The 19,830-nt window shown below is 68.6% G+C and carries 19 protein-coding genes and 1 tRNA gene; 8 read left to right on the forward strand and 12 right to left on the reverse strand.

Going from position 1 to position 19,830, the window contains the following annotated elements:
• Positions 1-58: 58 nt before the first annotated feature.
• A complete protein-coding gene (locus ACFPJ4_RS08505) occupies positions 59-301 on the reverse strand; it encodes a cell division protein CrgA (protein ID WP_386739975.1) in 243 nt (80 codons plus the stop codon).
• A gap of 92 nt (positions 302-393) precedes the next feature.
• On the opposite strand from ACFPJ4_RS08505, the gene ACFPJ4_RS08510 reads away from it, so the two are divergent.
• Genes ACFPJ4_RS08510 through ACFPJ4_RS08520 form a run of 3 tightly spaced genes read left to right on the forward strand, consistent with a single transcriptional unit; the run spans position 394 to position 1,957 of the window.
• Positions 394-1,167 (forward strand): class E sortase, encoded by a 774-nt coding sequence (locus tag ACFPJ4_RS08510; protein ID WP_386739976.1) that lies wholly within the window; start codon positions 394-396, stop codon positions 1,165-1,167.
• Entirely contained in the window at positions 1,167-1,328 is a 162-nt protein-coding gene (locus tag ACFPJ4_RS08515; RefSeq protein ID WP_386739977.1) for a hypothetical protein, read from the forward strand. Before ACFPJ4_RS08510 ends, ACFPJ4_RS08515 begins: the two co-directional genes overlap by 1 nt.
• Positions 1,325-1,957 carry an anthranilate synthase component II gene (locus tag ACFPJ4_RS08520; protein ID WP_386739978.1) on the forward strand — a complete coding sequence of 211 codons (633 nt, stop codon included), beginning with the start codon at positions 1,325-1,327 and terminating at the stop codon, positions 1,955-1,957. The genes ACFPJ4_RS08515 and ACFPJ4_RS08520 overlap by 4 nt, the downstream gene beginning before the upstream one ends.
• A 9-nt stretch (positions 1,958-1,966) precedes the next feature.
• Here the strand turns inward: ACFPJ4_RS08520 and pknB are convergent, their stop codons facing one another.
• From pknB to ACFPJ4_RS08555, 7 genes are all read right to left on the reverse strand, one after another.
• A complete protein-coding gene (gene pknB, locus ACFPJ4_RS08525; protein ID WP_386739979.1) occupies positions 1,967-3,700 on the reverse strand; it encodes a Stk1 family PASTA domain-containing Ser/Thr kinase in 1,734 nt (577 codons plus the stop codon).
• Between the two features lie 90 nt (positions 3,701-3,790).
• Positions 3,791-5,452, reverse strand: coding sequence for a serine/threonine-protein kinase (locus tag ACFPJ4_RS08530; RefSeq protein ID WP_386739980.1), 1,662 nt, complete (start codon positions 5,450-5,452; stop codon positions 3,791-3,793).
• On the reverse strand, positions 5,449-6,906 hold the full coding sequence (locus ACFPJ4_RS08535; protein ID WP_386739981.1) for a peptidoglycan D,D-transpeptidase FtsI family protein: 1,458 nt from the start codon (positions 6,904-6,906) through the stop codon (positions 5,449-5,451). Before ACFPJ4_RS08535 ends, ACFPJ4_RS08530 begins: the two co-directional genes overlap by 4 nt.
• Entirely contained in the window at positions 6,903-8,339 is a 1,437-nt protein-coding gene (locus ACFPJ4_RS08540) for an FtsW/RodA/SpoVE family cell cycle protein (RefSeq protein ID WP_386739982.1), read from the reverse strand. Before ACFPJ4_RS08540 ends, ACFPJ4_RS08535 begins: the two co-directional genes overlap by 4 nt.
• A 2-nt stretch (positions 8,340-8,341) precedes the next feature.
• The gene (locus tag ACFPJ4_RS08545) at positions 8,342-9,586 is read right to left on the reverse strand and encodes a PP2C family protein-serine/threonine phosphatase (RefSeq protein ID WP_386739983.1); all 1,245 of its coding nucleotides are present in this window, start codon (positions 9,584-9,586) and stop codon (positions 8,342-8,344) included.
• A 4-nt stretch (positions 9,587-9,590) separates the two neighbouring features.
• Positions 9,591-10,136, reverse strand: coding sequence for an FHA domain-containing protein FhaB/FipA (locus ACFPJ4_RS08550; RefSeq protein WP_386739984.1), 546 nt, complete (start codon positions 10,134-10,136; stop codon positions 9,591-9,593).
• Positions 10,124-10,834, reverse strand: a complete 711-nt coding sequence (locus ACFPJ4_RS08555; RefSeq protein WP_386739985.1) for an FhaA domain-containing protein — start codon at positions 10,832-10,834, stop codon at positions 10,124-10,126. Before ACFPJ4_RS08555 ends, ACFPJ4_RS08550 begins: the two co-directional genes overlap by 13 nt.
• A gap of 149 nt (positions 10,835-10,983) precedes the next feature.
• Here ACFPJ4_RS08555 and ACFPJ4_RS08560 point away from each other — a divergent pair.
• Positions 10,984-11,066: transfer RNA gene (locus ACFPJ4_RS08560), tRNA-Leu, on the forward strand.
• A 235-nt stretch (positions 11,067-11,301) separates the two neighbouring features.
• Here ACFPJ4_RS08560 and ACFPJ4_RS08565 read toward each other — a convergent pair.
• Entirely contained in the window at positions 11,302-12,594 is a 1,293-nt protein-coding gene (locus tag ACFPJ4_RS08565) for an IS256 family transposase (protein ID WP_386739986.1), read from the reverse strand.
• Between ACFPJ4_RS08565 and ACFPJ4_RS08570 the strand changes: the two genes are divergently transcribed.
• Together ACFPJ4_RS08570 and ACFPJ4_RS08575 are read left to right on the forward strand one after the other, a co-directional pair.
• Positions 12,593-13,414, forward strand: a complete 822-nt coding sequence (locus ACFPJ4_RS08570; RefSeq protein WP_386739987.1) for a hypothetical protein — start codon at positions 12,593-12,595, stop codon at positions 13,412-13,414. The genes ACFPJ4_RS08565 and ACFPJ4_RS08570 overlap by 2 nt on opposite strands.
• Before the next feature lie 374 nt (positions 13,415-13,788).
• Positions 13,789-15,033, forward strand: a complete 1,245-nt coding sequence (locus tag ACFPJ4_RS08575) for an MFS transporter (RefSeq protein WP_386739988.1) — start codon at positions 13,789-13,791, stop codon at positions 15,031-15,033.
• Here the strand turns inward: ACFPJ4_RS08575 and ACFPJ4_RS08580 are convergent.
• Positions 14,969-15,466, reverse strand: a complete 498-nt coding sequence (locus ACFPJ4_RS08580; RefSeq protein ID WP_386739989.1) for a DUF6069 family protein — start codon at positions 15,464-15,466, stop codon at positions 14,969-14,971. The two genes, ACFPJ4_RS08575 and ACFPJ4_RS08580, sit on opposite strands and share 65 nt — an antisense overlap.
• 66 nt (positions 15,467-15,532) lie before the next feature.
• Between ACFPJ4_RS08580 and ACFPJ4_RS08585 the strand changes: the two genes are divergently transcribed.
• Positions 15,533-16,168: a LysE family translocator gene (locus ACFPJ4_RS08585; RefSeq protein WP_386739990.1), complete on the forward strand. Its 636-nt coding sequence runs from the start codon at positions 15,533-15,535 to the stop codon at positions 16,166-16,168.
• A 4-nt stretch (positions 16,169-16,172) separates the two neighbouring features.
• On the opposite strand, the gene ACFPJ4_RS08590 is transcribed toward ACFPJ4_RS08585, so the two are convergent.
• The gene (locus ACFPJ4_RS08590) at positions 16,173-17,786 is read right to left on the reverse strand and encodes a molybdopterin-dependent oxidoreductase (RefSeq protein WP_386739991.1); all 1,614 of its coding nucleotides are present in this window, start codon (positions 17,784-17,786) and stop codon (positions 16,173-16,175) included.
• Between the two features lie 53 nt (positions 17,787-17,839).
• Positions 17,840-19,195, reverse strand: coding sequence for an MFS transporter (locus ACFPJ4_RS08595; RefSeq protein ID WP_386739992.1), 1,356 nt, complete (start codon positions 19,193-19,195; stop codon positions 17,840-17,842).
• 117 nt (positions 19,196-19,312) lie between these two features.
• Between ACFPJ4_RS08595 and ACFPJ4_RS08600 the strand changes: the two genes are divergently transcribed.
• The gene (locus tag ACFPJ4_RS08600; RefSeq protein ID WP_386739993.1) at positions 19,313-19,774 is read left to right on the forward strand and encodes a rhodanese-like domain-containing protein; all 462 of its coding nucleotides are present in this window, start codon (positions 19,313-19,315) and stop codon (positions 19,772-19,774) included.
• The last annotated feature ends 56 nt before the right edge of the window (positions 19,775-19,830 follow it).

Here is a 19,830-nt window from a genome sequence, read left to right on the forward strand (position 1 = left end):
TAGTGCACAGGCTCATCCACAGTGTGGATGAATCACAGCGGTGTAGTTCTTCGAGCGCTCAGCGCCAGCGGGTCGTCATCAGGAAGCCGATGAACATGATCCCGAAGCCGACCAGGATGTTCCAGCTGCCGAGCGCGGGGATCGGCCACTGGGTCTGGCTGAGGTAGAAGACGATGATCCAGATCAGGCCGACGAGCATGAACCCGAACATGATGGGCTTGAACCACACCGGATTCGGAGCCCGCTCGCCGCTGCGGGTCTCGCCGGATTCCGGCTGGGTGCGTGCGTTGGGACGGGCCATGCCGAGAATCCTAACGGACGGATCCCGGCAACGACCCGTCCGCCGGCATCTCGCGGCCGCCGTCCAGGGGCCTACGATCTAGAATCGACCTCATGACCCAGCCGGATCAGGACGCGCTCGACGCGGTGCCGTCGCCTCCCGCTCCTCGTCCCCGGCGCCGTCGCGTCTCGGTCGTCGGCGTTCTCGGCGAGCTGCTCATCACGGCGGGTGTTCTCGTGCTGCTCTTCCTCGGGTGGCAGCAGTGGCTCAACAACATCATCGTGGGCAACGAGGTGCGCGGGCAGGCGGTGCAGCAGTCCAAGATCTGGGACAAGAGCGGGGCAGTCGCGAAGCCGGCGGATCCGGCGGACCCGCCGGTCATCTCGGTCGCGCCCGCCAATGCCCAGCGGTTCGCGATGTTGATCGTGCCACGGTTCGGGGCCGACTACTACCGGCCGATCGCCGAGGGCACCGGGGTCAAGGACGTGCTCAACAAGGGTGAGCTGGGGCACTACCCCACCACCCAGATGCCGGGCGCCCTCGGCAACTTCGCCATCGCATCCCACCGTCATGCCTACGGCGGCAATCTGCTCGACGAGAACAAGCTCCAGGTCGGCGACCACATCTTCGTCGAGACCGTCGACGGGTGGTACCAGTACTCCTTCCGCAACCTCCAATACGTGAAGCCGACCGGCGTGGGCGTGCTCGACCCGGTCCCCGAGCAGAGCGGCGTCCAGCCGACGGAGCGCTACATCACCTTGACGACCTGCAACCCGCTGTTCTCGACCGCCGAGCGCATGATCGCCTACGGCACCTTCGACAAGTTCTTCCCTCGTGCGGGCGGCCCTCCGGCCGAGATCGCCGCCACCGTGAACGGAAAGGCCTGATGTACGGCGCACTGTGGCGCGTGCTTCCGGGGCCCTGGTGGCTGCGCGTGATGATCCTGCTCGTCGCCCTGGCGGCGGTGCTCGCGGCGCTGGTGTTCTGGGTCTTCCCCTTCGTGGACCAGTTCACCTCGCCGCCCGACGTGACGGTGACGAACCGATGACACGCGTCCTGGTCGTCGACAACTACGACAGCTTCGTCTACACGCTCAACGGGTATCTGCAGCAGCTCGGTGCCGAGACCGAGGTCGTGCGCAATGACGCGATCGCCGAGACCGAAGTGGCGAGCCGCATCGCCGAGTACGACGCGGTTCTGCTCTCACCCGGCCCCGGTACTCCGGCCGCGGCGGGCATCTCGATCCCGGTGGTGCGCGCGGCCCTGGCCGCGGGTTCCCCGTTGCTCGGCGTCTGCCTCGGTCACCAGGCGATCGCCGAGGCCCTCGGCGCGACCGTGACCCACGCCGACGAGCTCATGCACGGCAAGACCTCGCTCATCCGCCACGACGAGAGTTCGTTCTACGCCGGCGTGCCACAGCCGTTCCTCGCCACCCGGTACCACTCGCTCGCCGTCGTCGACGGTACGGTTCCCGACGAACTCGAAGTGACGTCGCGCACCGAGGGAGGCGTCATCATGGGCCTTCGGCACCGCGAGGCGCCGCTGTTCGGCGTGCAGTTCCACCCCGAGTCGGTGCTGACCGAGGGCGGATACCGCATGCTGGCCAACTGGCTCGTGACGGCGGGCCTGAGCGATGCGGTCGATCGCGCACAGGGCCTCAGCCCGCGCGTCGCGTAGCGCTGGGGCTCAGCCCGCGCAGTAGGTCAGCGTGATCGCCGACTTCTGCGGCGCGTTGCCGACGACGGACTGCGCCGTCACCTTCTGCCCGGTGCAGCTCGAGTCGGGGTGGAGCTTGACGGTGAGTCCCATGGTTCCGCCGGCGAGCAGATCGCGAGCGGCGGCGACGTCCTGGCCGCGCACATCCGGAACTTGAACCATGCCGTTCGAGACGCTCAGGTTCACGGTTCCGCCCTTGACGACCTGCACGGTGCCGCCGTTCGCGGTCTGCGAGCCGGGCACGAGCGCGCCGATCACCTGGCCCGCCGGGACGGTCGCCGAGAAGTCCTGGGTCGTCGAGCCGTAGACCAGCCCCGCTGCCTTGATCGCGGCGATCGCGTCTGCCTCGCTCTTGTAGATCAGACCGGGAAGGGAGATCTGCTGCGGCCCGGACGAGACGGTGACCTGCACCTCGAGGCCCGGGCTGACCAGCGTGCCGGCGGTCGGATCCGTCGCCAGGATCTGCCCGGCGGGCACCGTGTCGCTGGGCTGGTCGAGTCGCGCGACCTTGAGCTTCTCGTCGAGCAGCTTCTGACCGCCGACCTTGTAGCTCTGTCCGACCACGTCCGGCACGGCGACCGCGGCGTTCGCGCCGACCAGTTGCTGGGGGGCGAGGCTGAAGACCCAGAACAGCGTGGCGATGATGATGACGGCCATGACCGAAACGCCGCCCCAGATCCAGGCGACCGGGGGCCGGTTCTGGCTGCGCGGGGTGCGATCCGTGTCATCGGCCAGCCGGCGCAGGGTCGCCTCGGACGCGGCGGTCGAGTTCGGGTTGACCCCGAACAGGGCGGCGTTGAAGTCGTCGGCCACCGGGCTGCGGTCGGGGACCTTGCCCGTCATCGCGATGTCGAGATCGGCCCGGAACTCGGCGGCGGTCTGGAATCGGTCACCGCGATCCTTGGCGAGCGCGTGCATGACGACGGCGTTGAGGGCGGGTGAGATGGCCGGGTTCAGCGCGCTCGGCGGCACGGGCGTCTCGCTGATGTGCTGGTAGGCGACCGCGACGGCGGTGTCGCCGTGGAAGGGCGGCTTGCCGGTGAGCAACTCGTAGAGCACCACCCCGGTGGAGTACAGGTCGGTGCGGGCGTCGACGCCCTCGCCGCGCGCCTGCTCGGGCGAGAAGTAGTGGGCTGTGCCGAGGATCGCGCTCGTCTGCGCGATCGTGGCCGACGAGTCCGAGATCGCCCGCGCGATGCCGAAGTCCATGACCTTGACCTGCCCCGAGGAGGTGATCATGACGTTGCCGGGCTTGATGTCGCGATGCACCACGCCGGCGCGGTGCGAGTACTCCAGGGCGGTCAGGATGCCGTCGACGATCCGCACGGCCTCGGTCGCCTCGAGCGGGCCCTGTGCCACGAGGTCTTTGAGCAGCTTGCCGTCGACGTGCTCCATGACGATGAAGGGGACCTGCACCTCGACGCCGCTCGGCTCGCGCACCGTCTCTTCGCCGGCGTCGAAGACGCGCACGATCGTGGGGTGCGCCATGCGCGCCGCCGCCTGGGCCTCCTGGCGGAAGCGGGTGCGGAAGGCGGGATCGTTGGCGAGCGAGGGCTTCAGGAGCTTGACCGCGACCTTGCGGTTGAGGCGGGCGTCGAGACCGAGGTGCACGTCGGCCATGCCGCCCCGCCCGAGCAGCTCACCGATCTGGTAGCGACCCGCGAGCAGGCGGATGCCGGGCGCAGCCCCGTCCGTCACCGTCATGCCAACCCCAAGCAATCGTCGAAAATCCGTTGTCAGTGTAACCGCTGACCTCGTGAGGTCGGCCCTGAGCACGCCTCCGCGGACGGATCGTTAGTTGACGGTGATCGTCAGGGTTCCGGACGGGGCCGACGAGATGCCATCGGATCCGCAGGACGCGATGTACTTGACCGTCGCCTGCCCGGCCGAGCCGAGCACGATGTTGGCCGAGGTCGCACCGGGAGCGAAGGGGTTGCTCGACCCGCTCGCGAAGGTCGCGTTCGTCAGGGTGAAGGTGTAGCCGACCAGGGCATGTCCGCTCGGGCATCCCGTGTAGGTCGTCCACGCGATCGGCACGGTGTCTCCCGCGCTGTGGGGACCGGTCGCGGCGGTGGGTGTCGCCGGCGCGGGCGGGCCGGGGTAGTCCTGATAGACCGCGACCTTGATCGTCTGGCCCTTGCTGAGGTTGCCGGTCGGGTTGAGGCTCGACACCGCGCCGTTGAGATCCGGGGTGGTGGCCGTCGGGCCGGTCACCTCGTCGACCCCGAAGCCGAGCGCGATGAGCTTGCTCTGCACATCGCTGAACGGCTTGTTGATGTAGTCGGACTGGTTGACCAGAATCAGTGTCGAACTGGGCGACGGCGTGGGCGACGGCGTCTTGCTCGGCTGGCTCGAGGTCGAGGTGCTCGGGGTCGGGGTGTCGGATCCGGTGGGCCGGATCAGCAGCACGATGATGATCGCGATCAGCGCGACCGCGAGCAGCGAGACGATCGCGATGAGGGGCCAGGTCCACGGGTTGCGGCGACGGGTCGGGGTCTGAACCGTCGCGGGAAGCACCGCGGCGGCTCCCCCGGCGGGCAGCAACCGGGTCGCGGCCGTGGTGCCGATCGGCGTCGTGAAGGTCGTGAAGGGGTCGTCCCCCGCGATGCCGGGAACGGCTGCGGCCGCGCCCGCGACATCCCCGCGGCGAAGCGCCTGCGCGGCGCGCGCGAGGTGGGCCGCCGAGGCGGGGCGGTCGTCCGGTCGCTTCGCGATACAGGCATAGACCAGGTTGCGCACGGGCTCGGCGATCGTCACCGGCAGCTCGGGCGGCGCCTCGTTGATCTGCGCCATGGCGATGGCGACCTGCGACTCGCCCGTGAAGGGCCTCCGACCCGCGAGCGCCTCGTAGGCCACGATGCCGAGGGAGTAGATGTCGGTGGTGGGCGAGGCCGGATGCCCGCTCGCCTGCTCCGGAGACAGGTACTGCACCGTGCCCATCACCTGGCCAGTCGCGGTCAGAGGCACCTGGTCGGCGATCCGGGCGATACCGAAGTCGGTGATCTTGACCCGCCCCTCGGGCGTGATCAGCAGGTTGCCGGGCTTGATGTCGCGGTGCACGAGCCCGGCCATGTGCGCGGCCTGCAGCGCCGACGCGGTCTGCGCCACGATGTCGAGCACCTTGTCGGTGGGGAGCACGCGCTCGCGCTCGAGGATCGTCGACAGGGCCTCGCCGGGCACGAGTTCCATGACGAGGTAGGCGCTGCCGTCCTCTTCGCCGTAGTCGAAGACGTTCGCGATGCCCTCGTGGTTCACCAACGCGGCGTGCCGGGCCTCGGCGCGGAAGCGCTCGAGGAACCCGGGGTCGCCGAGGTACTCGTCTTTGAGGATCTTGATCGCGACGGTGCGCCCGATGACGAGGTCGGTCGCCTGCCACACCTCGCCCATGCCGCCGATCGCGATCCGCGACGACAGCTGGTACCGCCCCCCGAAGGTGAGGCCGCTTGTGGGTCTCATCTGTTCAGCACCGCCTCTATGACCTTCTTCGCGATCGGCGCGGCGAGGAGGTTTCCGAAGGCGGACTGTCCTCGTCCTCCGCCGTTCTCCACCACGACCGCCACGGCGACCTGGGGATCGTTCGCCGGAGCGAAACCGGTGAACCACAGGGTGTATGGCGCACCCTGACCGTTCTGCGCTGTGCCGGTCTTGCCCGCGACGTCGACACCACTGATTCTTGCATTACTGGCTGCACCGTTGGCGACGTTGTTGATCATGAGCTGCGTCATCGTCGTCGCCGTCGCCGAGCTGATCGGCGTGTTGTAGACGGTGGGCTGAAGCTTCTGCAGCACCGACAGGTCGGGCGCCGTGATGCTATCGATCAGCGTCGGGCTCATCAACTGCCCTCCGTTGGCGACGGTCGCCGAGACCATCGCCATCTGCAACGGGGTCACCCGGTCGTTACCCTGACCGAACGACGAGATCATCTGCTGAGCATCGCTGTCGGTCGAGGGGTAGACGCTCGGAGTGACCTTCATGGGAATCCGGATGCCGGAGTCGCCGAAGCCGAACTTCTTGGCCTCCGCACTGATCGCCGAGTTGCCGAGCGCGAGCCCGAGCTGGGCGAAGGGGATGTTGCACGACAGGCGCAGCGCTGTGGCGATGCTCGCGGTCGCGCCGCCGCCACAGCTGCCGCCCTCGGCGTTCGTGATGACCGTCGAGCTCTGCGGGAGCTGCAGCGCGCCGGGATTCGGGAACTCGGAGTCGGGGGTGTACTTGCCGCTCTCGAGCGCCGTCGCCGTGACCACGAGCTTGAACGTCGACCCGGGTGGGTTGAGGGATCCCGCGATCGCGCGGTTGATGAGCGGCTGGCCGGAATCGCCCAGCAGCTGCTTGTAGGTGGCGATGACCTGCTTGCTATCGTGCACGGCGAGCGTGTTGGGATCGAAGGTGGGCTTCGACACCATCGCGAGGATCGCGCCCGTCTTGGGGTTGAGCGCGACGACGGCGCCCTGGTAGTCGCCGAGCGCATCCCACGCCGCCTGCTGCACCTTGGGGTCGATCGTCAGCTCGACGGCCGCGCCCTTGGGGTTCTGCCCGGTGATGATCGCGTTGAGCTGGTCGAGGAACTGCTGGTTCGCCGTCCCGCTCAGGTAGTCGTTGAGCGAGCCCTCGACGCCGGTGTTGCCCTGGTTGAGGGTGAAGTAGCCGGTGACCGCCGAGTAGAGCGGTCCGTTGCTGTACTGCCGCTGGTACTTGTACTCGTCGGTCGACGGAACCGATTGGGCGATCGGCTGACCCGCGACCAGGATCGGCCCCCGCTCGGCCGAGAAGCTGGCATACAGGGTGCGGACGTTGCGACTATCGGCCTTGAGGTTGTCCTGTTGGAAGACCTGGATGACGGTCGACGAACCGAACAGGGCCAGGAACATGATGAGCACCACGATGCTCACCCGCCGGAGTTCCTTGTTCATGCGGGGCCTCCCCCCGTGACGCTGAGTGGATTCGGAGCGGTGTCGACGACCCAGCGCGGCTGATTGCGCACCGAGTCCGACAACCGCAGCAGGAGCGCGACGATGATCCAGTTCGCGACGAGCGAGGAGCCGCCCGCCGCCAGGAAAGGCGTCGTCAGGCCCGTGAGCGGGATCACCCGGGTCACCCCGCCGATGACGATGAAGACCTGCAGGGCCACGACGAACGAGAGCCCGACGCCGAGCAGGCGACCGAAATCGTCCTGGCCGGTGAACCCGATCCGGAACCCGCGCGAGACGAAGAGCAGGTACAGGGCGAGGATCGCGAACAATCCGATCAGTCCGAGCTCTTCTCCGAGGCTGGCGATGATGTAGTCGCTCTCGGCGAGCGGGACGATGTCGGGCCGGCCCTGGCCGAGTCCGGTGCCGATCAGGCCGCCGTCGGCGAGCCCGAACAGGCCCTGCACGAGCTGGTAGCTGCCCCCGCTGCGGTCGTAGATCGCCGGGTTGAAGGCGTCGAGCCAGGAGTTGAAGCGACCCGCGACGTAGTCGAGCACTCGACCGGCGATGACCGCACCGCCGAGGAAGAGCAGGAGCCCGAGGAGAACCCAGCTGAGCCGGCCGGTGGCCACGTAGATCATCACGAGGAAGAGCCCGAAGTACAGCAGCGCGGTTCCGAGGTCGTGCTGGAACACGATGACGGCCATCGCGAGCACCCAGATGACAAGGATCGGGCCGAGGTCGCGCACCCGCGGGAAGCGCATCCCGAGGAAGGTGCGCCCGACCATCGACAGCGAGTCGCGCGCGGTCACCAGGTAGCCGGCGAAGAACACCGCGAGGGCGATCTTGGCGAGCTCGCCGGGCTGGAACGAGAAGGGGCCGACGCCGATCCAGACCCGGGCGCCCGAGACCGTGCGCCCGATGCCGGGAAGCATGGGCAGCAGCAGCAGCACGATGGCGCTGAACATCGCGATGTAGCGGTAACGCTGCAGCACCCGGTGGTTGCGAACGGCCACCAGGATCGCGAATGCGGTGACGATCGCGATCGCCGTCCAGACGATCTGCCGGATGCCGGCGGCCTCCCAGCCGTTGACGCCTTTCGAGATGTCGATGCGCGTGATCTCGGCGATGCCGATGCCGTTGAGCAGCGCCGCGATCGGCAGCACGAAGGGGTCTGCTTCGGGCGCGACGACGCGCAGGGCCACATGTCCCGCGATGAGCAGCGCGGCGAGCCCCGCCTCGAGCCCGAGCACGGTGCCGCCGACCCGGCCGAGCGCGCCCAGCTCGACGAGCACGAGGGCGCCGCCCGAGAGCAGCAGGGCGCCCAACAGCAGTACGAGCTCGAGGTTGCGACGGCGTGCCGGGGTGCGCAGGCGGATCCGGATGGTGCCCGTGAGGCTCGTCCGGGGTCCGGCCTCGATGGCCTGCGTGGTCACCGTCAGCCGCCCGCCGCGGCCGAGAGGCGATCGACGATGTCGAGGGCGTTGCGCAGGCTTTCGGCGTTGATCGTCGCCGCCACGCTCTCCTGCTGGTAGGCGGGAAGCGACGACACCTTGATCTGCGTCGACTGGTACACGCTCGAGAGGTGGATCGGCCCGATGTTCTGCTGAACGCCCTGGTAGATCGCCACCCGGCCGTGGCTCTCGCCGACATAGTAGTGCGACTGGGTCCAGGCGTAGGCGCCGAGGGCGCCGCCGACGATCGCCGCGACGGCGAGCACGAGCACGATGAGCCAGACGAGGCGGCGTCGGCGGGCGCGCTTGCGATCCTCTTCGATGAGCTCTTCGAGATAACCCTCGCCCTCGGGCTCGAAGTGGCTGTCCTCGGGCTGGGTCGCCTTGAGGGGATGCAGCAGGAGCGTGGGCAGTCGGATCGGGCGCCGGCTGGTGTCGTTCTCGTAGCTCAGCGGCATCGCGGCCGAGCCCACGAAGGTGGGGGCGATGCCGGAGGCACCGCCGCTGTCGTCGATGTCGACCAGGACGACCGTGACGTTGTCGGGGGCGCCGTGATCGAGGCTCTCCTTGACCAGCCGATCGGCTGCCCCCTGGGCCGTGCGCACGGTGGCGAGGATCGAGCTCATCTTCTCGTCGGCGACGTAGCTCGACAGACCGTCGGAGCACAGCATCCAGCGATCACCCGGCTTGGTGTCGAAGATGCCGGTGTCGATCTCGGGCGAGGCGTCGACGTCGCCGAGCACCCGCATGAGCACCGAACGCCGCGGATGCACCGCCGCCTCCTCGGCCGTGATGCGGCCCGAGTCGACGAGGCGCTGCACGAAGGTGTGGTCGGCCGTGATCTGGGTCAGCTCGCCGTCGCGGAATCGGTAGATGCGCGAGTCGCCGATGTGCGCGAGGGCGAGCTGATTGCCGACCCGCAGGATGCCGCTGACGGTCGTGCCCATGCCGGTCAGCTCGCTGTGCTCGAACACCGTCTCGGCGAGGATCGAGTTCGCCGCGATCAGGGCCTGCTGCAGGGCGAACTCGGCGTCGCGCACCGAGGGGTACTCGGTGTCGGCTTCGGCGATCCGCTTGGTCGCGATGGCCGAGGCGACATCGCCCCCGGCGTGCCCGCCCATGCCGTCGGCCACGACGAACAGGTGCGCCCCGGCATAACCGGAGTCCTGGTTGTTCGCCCTGATCTTGCCGACGTGCGAAACGGCCGCGCTCGTGGGGGTCGTGGCCACCCGGTTACCGCCGAAGCTCGAAGCTGGTCGTGCCGATCGTGACCGGCGTTCCCGGAGGCACGGGCGTCGGAAGCATCACGCGCGACCCCGCGACGAACGTGCCATTGGTCGAGTCTAGGTCTTGGATGACCCACTGGTCGTTCCACAGCATCAGGCGCGCGTGATGGGTCGAGGTGTAGTCGTCGCGGATGACGAGCCCCGACTCGCTCGAGCGCCCGATCGTGAGCTGCTCGGCCGGCAGGTCGATCTCGAGCCCCTCGCGCGGCCCCGAGGTGATCACGAGGCGGCGGGGCGTCGTGGCGTCGGCGTGCGGTGCGCCGCGCTGGATGGGCTGCGTGAACGGGGCGGCGGGCGCCGGGGAGTTCGGGATCGCGCCGACGGGGCTGGGCGCCGGAACGGGACTCGGACTCGTGGCGCCTGCCATCGCCGGCAGCTTGCGCGCCCGTTGACCGAAGAGGTCGGAGCGCAGCGCGTAGACGATCACGAACACGAATGCCCACAGCAGCAGCAGGAAGGCGATCCGCAGGACGAGCAGGGTCAGTCCGCCCATGGCGCCCCCCGTTTCGATCCGGGTGCCCCCGCCGAGGCCTGCGCGAGAACGCGGAACGCAATGCGCGTGCGGCCGATCTCGATGACGGAATCCGGCGGCAGCGGCGCCTTCGTCAGGGGCACCCCGTTGAGTTTCGAGCCGTTCGTCGAGCCGAGGTCGCTGACCTGGCCGCGCTTGCCGTCCCAGAGGATCTCGACATGCTGCCGGGAGGTGCCGGTGTCGTCGACCGTGATGTCGGCATCCGAGCCGCGCCCGATCACGGTGCGGGCCTTGGTGATCGGGTAGCGCTTGCCGTCGATGTCGAGCACGGGCGTCCAGGCGATCTCGCCCTTCACGTTCACCGACTCGATCTGCACCACGCCCTCCGGGAGGGACCCGTCGTTCTGCAGCCGGATCGAGATCCCGCCGGCGAAGGAGTAGTGCTGGGCGGCCGCGTGCCGCTGCACCAGCTGGGTGAACTCGTCGATCAGGGCCGGGCCGAGGTTCGTCATCCGGGCGAAGTCACCCGGGGCGAGGCGCACGACGAAGTCGTTGGGCACCAGGATGCGATCGCGCGAGACCACCGCCGCCTTGGTGTCGAGCTCGCGTCGCAGGGCGGCCGTCACCTCGAGGGGCTGCAGACCACTCTTGAAGGTCTTGGCGAAGGCGCCGTTGACGACGCGCTCCAAGCCCTTCTCGAAGCTGTCGAGTATCCCCACGGGACCACCTCTCGCACGGAGCCCGGGCCCGCGTCGCGGGACGGGATGGAACATGACGATGCTAGTCGGACAAGACCGAAGACCGACTGGGCGACTTCGCCGCGGCCGGGATGGTAGTCTCGCTGAGTTGACCGCTCAGTCGGTCATGCGCGCGAGTGGTGAAATGGCAGACACGCTGGCTTCAGGTGCCAGTGCTCGCAAGGGCGTGCGGGTTCAAGTCCCGCCTCGCGCACAAGGGGGTGTTTGTGTAACAGGCATCCCATTGATTGTGTAACTCGCGAAAGGCGCTCGGATCGGGCGCCTTTCGGTGTTTCGGGCCGCTCAGTGGCGTCGTTAGGGCGGTCAGACGCACATGAGTCGCTCGGAGCGCTCTCGAACGGCGGCCCGTCAGGGGAAATCGGCTCTTCTCGCGGCTATGAACCTGTCCGGCCCCGGGTCTGTCTGTTTTCTTGTGTAACTGGCATCGGCTAGTTGAGTCCTAGGCGGTCGCCGTAGGTCATTGCCAGGGTGTTCAGGATAGCTTTCCAGCCGGCGATTTCTCCGGTCGGGTTCTGGCGGTTGTGTCGTCGTTCGATGACGGCGAGGTAGAGCACTTTCAGGGCGGATTGCTCGTTGGGGAAGTGTCCGCGCCGTCGGGTCGCGGCCCGGAATCTCGCGTTCAGTGATTCGATCCCGTTGGTCGTGTAGATCAGTTTGCGGATCTCGATCGGGAAGTCCAGAAACGGGGTGAACTCGCCCCAGGACCGTCGCCACATCCCGATCATCGCCGGATAGGTGCCCTCCCACTCGGTCGCGAAGTCCTCGAATCGGGCCTCCGCTTCGGCAACGGTTTTGGCTTGGTAGATCTCTCTCAGGCCGCCGGTGATCTCTTTCCAGTATTTCTTCGACGCGAACCGGAGACTGTTGCGGACCAGGTGCACGACGCAGGTTTGCACCGTTGCGTTGGGCCAGGTTGCCACGATCGATTCGGGGAGCCCTTTCAGGCCATCGCAGCACACGATCATGACGTCCAGGATGCCGCGGTTGCGCAGCTCGGTGAGCATGTTCATCCATTGCTTCGCACCCTCGCCGCCCGAAGGCCCCACCCACATTCCGAGGACGTCACGGTGACCGTCCAGGGTGATGCCCATCGCCACATACACGGGCCGGTTGCCGACCTGGCCGGCGCGAACTTTCAGCACGATCGCGTCGATCAGGATCACCGGATACACCGCATCCAACGGCCGAGACTGCCACTCGGCCAGATCGGTCAGGATCTGATCAGTCACCTTCGATACGAGTTCCCGGGAGACCTCGTCGCCATAGATCTCAGCGAGATGGTTGGCGATATCGCCGGTCGTCATCCCCTTGGCATACAACGAGATCACGGCCTCGTCGAAGCCTGCCAGGCGACGTGAGTACTTCGGCACCACCGCGGGAGCGAATGTTCCGGCCCGATCCCTGGGCACCTGAACGGTCACTTCCCCGACCTCGGTCCGCACCGTCTTCGGCGTCAACCCGTTCCTCGAGTTCAGGCCATTGCGACCGGCGGGATCGTGTTTGTCATAGCCGAGATGGTCGGCCATCTCGACCTCCAACGCGGTCTGCAATACCTGCCGGGTCAGACCGGTCAGCAGACCATTCGGACCCGTGAGCTCGACACCCTGCCCTCGGGCAGCCGCGACCAGCTCCTCCGCGAGAGAGCCGAAATCGGTCTCGGCCGGCAACACCTCGCCAGTGTCGGGATCAACCTGCAGATGCTTCTGAAGTTCCTTACTCATGCGTGATCATCTCCACACCACAGCCCCAAGCTGCGGCATCACGCCGAACCACTTACACAAGATTCCTGACAGACCCGGGGCCGGACATTGTGAATACGACCGGCAGACTGGGATTGAGCGTAACGGTGAGGGCAACGGTGAATGGGGTGACCGGCTTGCAGAATTGGGTTGTAGGAAGCGGATACCTGGTTCACTCGTTCTTCTCCAGGGCGATATGAAAAGCGATCGCTGGTTTGAAGACACCGCCGAGACAATCTCTCAGGTCGTCGGGCTCAAGTGCATCGATCAGAGCTGGGTTGGGTGGGTCTCGGAAGAGGCCATGGGTTTGGATGCGTTGAGCTTCGGATTTCGCCTGAGGCTGCTGAAGGCCCCGGATGCCGTGGCCGTCGAAGTGACCCGGATGAAGCTTGGAGTGCCGCTTGGGCCCGTCGAGGAGGAGATTGCGCTTGCTTTGCCCGACGAGATGCGTCGGGTGGAAGACCTCCTAGATTCGCATTCCGTGCCTGCAGACGCGGAGGAGGGTGTCCTGCGCCTTTGGCACTATGTCGTCCTTTGTCAGGCACGGCAACGGTGGGCGACCGACGGCGAGCCTCAACTGGAGTTCAAGGAAATTGAAGAGCAATGGGGCTCGATAGAGCCCAGTTGGAGCCTGCTCAACACGAAAGGCTTCGACAGCTTTTACTTCGGAAGAGGGGCTAGAGCAAGATTTCTCAAGAGAGTCGACTCCTACCTCGCCGAGGAGAAAAAGCGTTGGAAGTCACCGCAGACCAGCCAGGATTTTCACTCAAGAGGGACTGCTGAAGGTTTTCGTGACTACTGACGTCAGGTGCTTGTGACCACTTGCGTGATCGCGGCCCTGGGAAGTCTTTTGCCTAAGCCTGGGATTACCCAGCAAGCACTGCTTGGAGACACCAGTGATCCCGGGCCCTTTGGAGTGACACAAACAGCCCACAAGACACAGCATGGGTGGTGCGGCAGCCGGCACCCCTCAGGCGTCAGAAGCCCTCACCACGTGGCCTTGCCGCTCCAGGGTCTCCACCGTGGCGGCGCCTATCCGTCGGGGGTGTTGCCGCGGGTCGGTCCTGGCTGGGATACTCAGCGCCCAGGGCGGAACAGGGTGATCGACATTGAACGATGAGGATTGCGGAGATCCGCAACCGCAGGCTTTCGCGCGTCACACGAGCACCGCACGACATGGCTGACGCCGCGAGCGAGACCGAACCCCCCGAGGGCGGGAGGCGGACGGTCCTTGCGGTCGGATTCGCGAGTTTCTTCGGCGGAATCAGCCAGGACATCGTCATCCCGATCCTGCCGCTGTATCTCACCCAGATCCTCGGGCTCGACAAGGCGTTGATCGGGGTCGCCGATGGGCTGGTCACCGCCGCGTCGAGCGCATTCAAGATCATCGCGGGCCGGCTCTCCGACCGGTTCCCCCAGCAGCGCCCCCTGGTCGTGGCCGGCTACGCCCTGTCGATGATCGGACGCGCCGGACTGGCATTCGCGGTCGGGCCGCTCGCGGTGTTCGGACTGCGGTTCACCGACGGCGTGGGCAAGGGGGTGAAGGACCCGCCCAAGGACGTGCTGGTCGCGAACGCCGCGAGCTCGACCCGGCGCGGTCGCAGCTTCGGCATCGCCCGGATGCTCGACACCTTCGGCTCGGCGGTCGGACCCCTGATCCTGAGCGGACTGCTGTTCCTCTTCATCCAGGGCAAGGTCGCCTCGTCCGACTACTACCGCTGGCTGCTGGTGATCTCGGCGCTGGTGCTGATCGTGACGATCACGATCGTGATCTTCGGGATCCGCGAGACCCGTCGGGTGCGCAGCACCGCGGTCGCCGTGCGAACTCCCCTCGCCCGTTCGTACTACCTGTTCGTCGCGATCGCGGGCGTGTTCGCGCTGGCGAACTCGTCGGATGCCTTCCTGATCCTGCGCGCCCAGAACCTCGGGCTCGGCGTGATCGCCATCCCGCTGGCCTACGCGGTGATGAACGTCATCTACGGATCGCTGGCCCTTCCCGCCGGGATCCTCTCCGACCGGCTCGGGCGGCTGCCGCTCATCACGATCGGCTGGGCGGCGTACGCCCTGTGCTACCTCGGCTTCGCCGTAGCCGGTAGCGCGTGGGAGGTGTGGCCCCTGTTCGCGTTCTACGGCGTCTATTACGCCGTGACCGAGGGCGTCTCGAAGGCGCTCATCGCCGACACGGTCGGACCGACCGCGCGCGGGCGTGCATTCGGCATCTACAACACGGTCGTCGGGCTCGCGGCCCTTCCGGCCGGTCTGCTCGCGGGAGCGCTGTGGGACGGCTTCGGCCCGAGCGCGCCGTTCTACTGCAGCGCCGGGATCGCGGCGCTCGCCGTCGTTCTGCTGCTCGCGTTCAGGAGTCGGCTGCGCCCGGCGCAGGTGCCGACGCCGGCACCGGACGACGCTGAGGGGCGATGAGCACCAGCCCGAGGTAGGTGATCACGGCGACGGCGAGGTGCATCACGGCGAGGATTCCGACGGCGCTCGCCGGCTGGCCGGAGTACAGGATCCAGGCGTCGGGGGCGAAGCTGACCAGGGTGACCAGGATCGCGAGCCAGAGGAACAGGCGTCGCGCTCGCGTGGTCACCAGGGCGGTCAGCGGCCAGGCGATGCCGGCTCCCAGCACGCCGACGATCGTGAACTTGCCGTAGTCGGCGAACTGGAAGTGCTCGTACCCCGCCGTCGAGGGATCGAGCGCGATCCCGAGGGCGGCGAGTCCGGCGCAGGCGGCGACCGATCCCGTCACCGCGACGACGGTCGCGAGCAGCCAGCGCCAGAGTGAGGGCTGGGCCGCGCCCCACGGGAAGTCGAGATGCAGGGCGGCCGGGCCGCGAAGGGAGGACGAGCTCATCCGGTCAGTCCAGCAGGGCGCCTCTGAGATTCCTCGCAGATGAACCGCCGTCGCTACCATCGGGGCATGGTCCCGCTCTCCCAGCTGCTGACGTTCGCCGCCGCGGCCGCCCTGCTGATCGCGTTGCCCGGCCCCAGCGTGCTGTTCGTGATCGGGCGAACGCTCGCGCTCGGCCGCCGCGCGGGCCTGCTGAGCGTCGTGGGAAACGCGAGCGGGATGCTCGTGCAGACCGCCGCCGTCGCGCTCGGGGTCGGCGCGATCATCGCCGAGTCGATCGCGGTGCTGACCGTGGTCAAGCTCGCCGGAGCGGCCTACCTGATCTTCTTGGGCATCCAGGCCATCCGTCATCGCCACGAGGTGCAGGCGCCCGTCGAACGGGCCGTGCCGCGCTCGGCCTGGCGGCTGCTCGCCCAGGGCTTCGTCGTCGGGGTCACCAACCCCAAGTCGATCGTCTTCTTCGTGGCGATCCTGCCCCAGTTCGTCGATCCCGCCGCGGGGCCGATCCCACCCCAGCTCGCCGAACTCGGCCTCGTCTTCGTCGTGCTCGCCCTCGGCATGGACAGCATCTGGGCGCTCACCGCCGGAGCGGCGCGGCACTGGTTCGCCCGCTCCCCGCGCCGGCTCTCGCGCCTGGGCGTCGTCGGCGGGGTCATGATGATCGGCCTCGGCGGCACCCTCGCCGTCACGGGCGCCAAGAGCTGATCCGCTAGGCGACCTGGACGTCGACCTCGTGGTATCCGGTCGCCCCATCGGGGATCACGTCGGCGTGCTGCGAGGTCTGCACCTCGCCCGCGGCGTCGGTCGCGCGCACCCGGAGCTTGTGCGTGCCCGAGGAGGCGTTCCAGGTCCATCTCCACTGCACCCAGGTGTCGACCGAGATCGCGGTGGCCAATGTCGCCTCGTTCCACGGGCCGTCGTCGACCTGCACCTCCACCTTCGAGATGCCGGTGTGCTGATGCCAGGCCACGCCCGCGACCACGAGCTGCCCGCGGCTCACGATCGTTCCCTGGCGGGGCACGTCGATGCGCGACTCCAGCTTGATCGGGCCGTGGTCGCTCCAGCCCCGTTCGGTCCAGTAGGCGGCGTGGTCGGCGAAACGGGTGACCTCCAGTTCGACGACCCATTTGGTGGCCGAGACGTAGCCGTAGAGCCCGGGCACCACCATCCGCACCGGGGACCCGTGCTCGGCCGGCAGGGGTTCGTCGTTCATGCCGATCGCGAGGATCGCGTTGCGGTCGGCCTCGAGCAGCGCCACCAGGGGGGTGCTGGCCGTGAACCCGTCGGAGCTTCGCGAGAGCACCATGTCGGCGGAGGCCGTCGGCGCGGCCCGGGCCAGCAGGTGCCGGATCGGATAACCCAACCACTTCGCGGTGCCGATCAGATCGCCGCCGACCTCGTTCGACACGCACATCAGGGTCGTGTAGCTCTCTTCCAGCGGAAGGGCGATGAGTTCGGCCCAGCCGAGCGTCACGGGATGCTCAACCAGCCCGGTGATCTTCAGCTGCCAGTCGTCGGGGTTGAGTTGCGGCACCTGGAGGGCGGTGTCGATGCGGTAGAAGTCGGCGTTCGGCGTGACGACGGGGGTCAGGCCGGCGACGGCCAACTCGGCGCCGGCGGGAACCGCCGGGGCGGCCACGCTGGGCGTCGGCAGGCGGAAGGCGTTGCGCGCCGCCGTCGCGGCACGTGAGCCGGCCTGCAGGGCGTAGCCGCCCAGGGCGCTCAGGGCGCCGATCGTGACCGCGCCCGCGGAGAGCCCCAGAAAGCGCCGGCGCGTGAGTCGGGCGGCGGCGTCGGCGGTCGACGGGCCCGAGGCGGCGCCCGCCGTGCGCAGAGTCGCCGGGTTCACGGGCCGGGCCGGCACCGGCTCGGCGAGCCGTCTGAGCAGGAAGCCGAGCGCGAGCACGGCGACGACGGTGGCGACGGCCGCCGGGATGACGTCGAGCAGCGAGGAGCCGGAGCGTGCGATCGCGGCGCCCGCCCCGAACACGCCCAGGGCGCCGATGAGGAGCCGGCCGATCGGCGGCCGGCGGCGTTCGAGCACCCCGGCGCCGGCCGACACGAGCGCGAGCACGACGCCGACCCCGGTCAGCAGGGCGGCCTTGTCGCCGGTGCCGAACAGGGCGATCGCGACCTGCTTCGCCCAGGCAGGCGCCCAGTCGATCAGCTGGGAACCGACGACGAGCAGCGGGCCCGCGGTGGGCGCGACGGCGGCGGCAACGAGCTCGGCGACGCCGAGGCCGAGGATCACCGAGGCGAGGCCGGCGACGGCGGGCATGGCCTGGCCGAGGAGGCGACGTGGCGCCGGCGGCCGATCGGACATGGCGTCAGCCTAGGTGCGCGATCCCGACCCTCGCTGTGTCCGCGCGGAGTGGATCAGGGCGAGGGGTCGGCGGCGTCGTATTCGCGGAAGCCGCGCTGCACGCGCAGGATGACGCCGACCGCCGCGACGATCAGCAGACCGCCGAGCGCGGGCGGGAACCAGAGCGCGACGAGGGTCGCGAGCGTGCCCATGTAGAGGTCGCCGATCCGCGGCCCGCCGGTGACGACGACGGTGAAGATGCCCTGCAGCCGGCCGCGCATCCCGTCGGGCGCCGCGGTCAGCATCATGGTCGTGCGGAAGATCGCGCTCACCTCGTCGGAGGCACCCGTACCGGCCAGGGCGACTCCCGCGATCACGAGGGCGACCACGTTGACGTGCGCGATGTCGGCGCCGACGCGGCCGAACCATCCGGTCTGCATCGCCCCGACGACGAGCCCGAAGAGGGCCACGAAGCCGCCGTACAGCATGACGCTGCCGCCGATCGCGAGGCCGTAGCGCCGCACGTGGCGGACCGGGCCGCTGAACAGGCTGGTGAGGAAGGTGCCGGTCGCGGCGCAGGCGGTGAGGATGCCGACCGTGACGGGTCCGCCGCCGATGACGAGCGCGCCGACCGCCGGCAGGATCACGAAGGGGCGGCCGAGGCCCATGGCGAGCAGGTCGATCAGGAAGCCCGCGCGGATGTTGGGGGCACGCACCAGGAAGGCGAGCCCGTCGCGCAGGGAGCGCCACCCCGCACCCGAGGTCTCGCCGAGCGGGGCGAGCTTGGGCAGCGAGAGGATCCCCAGAAAGCCCGCCGTGAACAGCAGCGCGTCGACCGTGTACGTCCAGGCGAAGCCCGTGGTCGCGACCAGCACGCCCGCGACGGCCGGACCGAGGGTCAGCTGGATGCCGAACGCGATCCCGTTGAGGGCGCTCGCCGGAGCCAGCAGCCCGGCCGGCAGGATCCGCGGATACACCGAGCTGCGGGTGGCCTGAGTGATGGTCGCCGCGACCGCGTTGATCGTGGTGAACGCGTAGAACGGCCAGACCGGCACGTGGCCGCCGTCGGCGAGCTCGATCCAGGCGAGCGTGATGAGTCCCAGGGTGCTGAGCCAGCCCGTGATGGCGCTGATGATGAGCACGAGCCGGCGGTCGAAGGCATCGGCCAGCACGCCGCCCCAGAGCCCGGCGATGACCATCGGAACCAGCGAGATGCCCCCGACGAGCGAGACGGCGAGCGTCGAGCGGGTGATGTCGTAGATCTGCAGGCCGACGGCGACCAGGGTGAGCTGGGCGCCGACGCCCGAGACGGTGGCGCCGATCCACAGCCGGGCGAAGGCGGGCGAGCGACGCAGCGGGGTGATGTCGACGAGACGCCGGCGGCGGTCGGTCGGCGCGGGGAGCTCCGGCGCGCTCGTTGGTTCGCTCACTTCTGTCGAGGGTAGTCGGTTCGACGAGGGGGCCGTTCGCCCGGGATGGCAGTCCCTCGGCGAAGGCTGGCAGCGCCGGCGCTCAGGCTCGGCGAGCCCTGCGGCTAGCGTCGAGGAATGACGAGCATCGAGACATCCGGACCGTCGACCGCGGCGCGCGAGGCGGCGATCGAGCACTTCGCGGCGAAGCTTCGGTACGAGACCGATCCGTCGGATGTCGCGGCGGCCCTCGCGGCCGGCGAACGGCTCGTGCTCGTCGACACCCGCGGGCACGCGGCCTGGCATCAGGGCCGCGCGGTCGGTGCCGTGCACCTGCCGACCGCCGAGATCGCCGAGCGCGCGCCCCGCGAGATCCCGCTCGACACCCCGGTGGTCGTGTACTGCTGGGGCCCCGGATGCAACGGCTCGACGAAGGCCGCCCTGCAGTTCAGCCGCCTGGGCTACGAGGTGCGCGAGCTGATCGGGGGCTTCGAGTACTGGGCCCGGGAGGGGCTCGCCGTCGTCGACCACGACGGCCCGGTGCCGCGGCCCGTCGACGAGTTGACCGGACCCCGCAACGCGATCGACTGCGACTGCTGACCCGCCCCTCGCGAGACAGCGTGGATACAGACAAGCGGTTGGAGCCCTATCGCGCG

Source organism: Lysinimonas soli (genome assembly GCF_042655435.1).
Lineage (GTDB): Bacteria > Actinomycetota > Actinomycetes > Actinomycetales > Microbacteriaceae > Lysinimonas > Lysinimonas soli.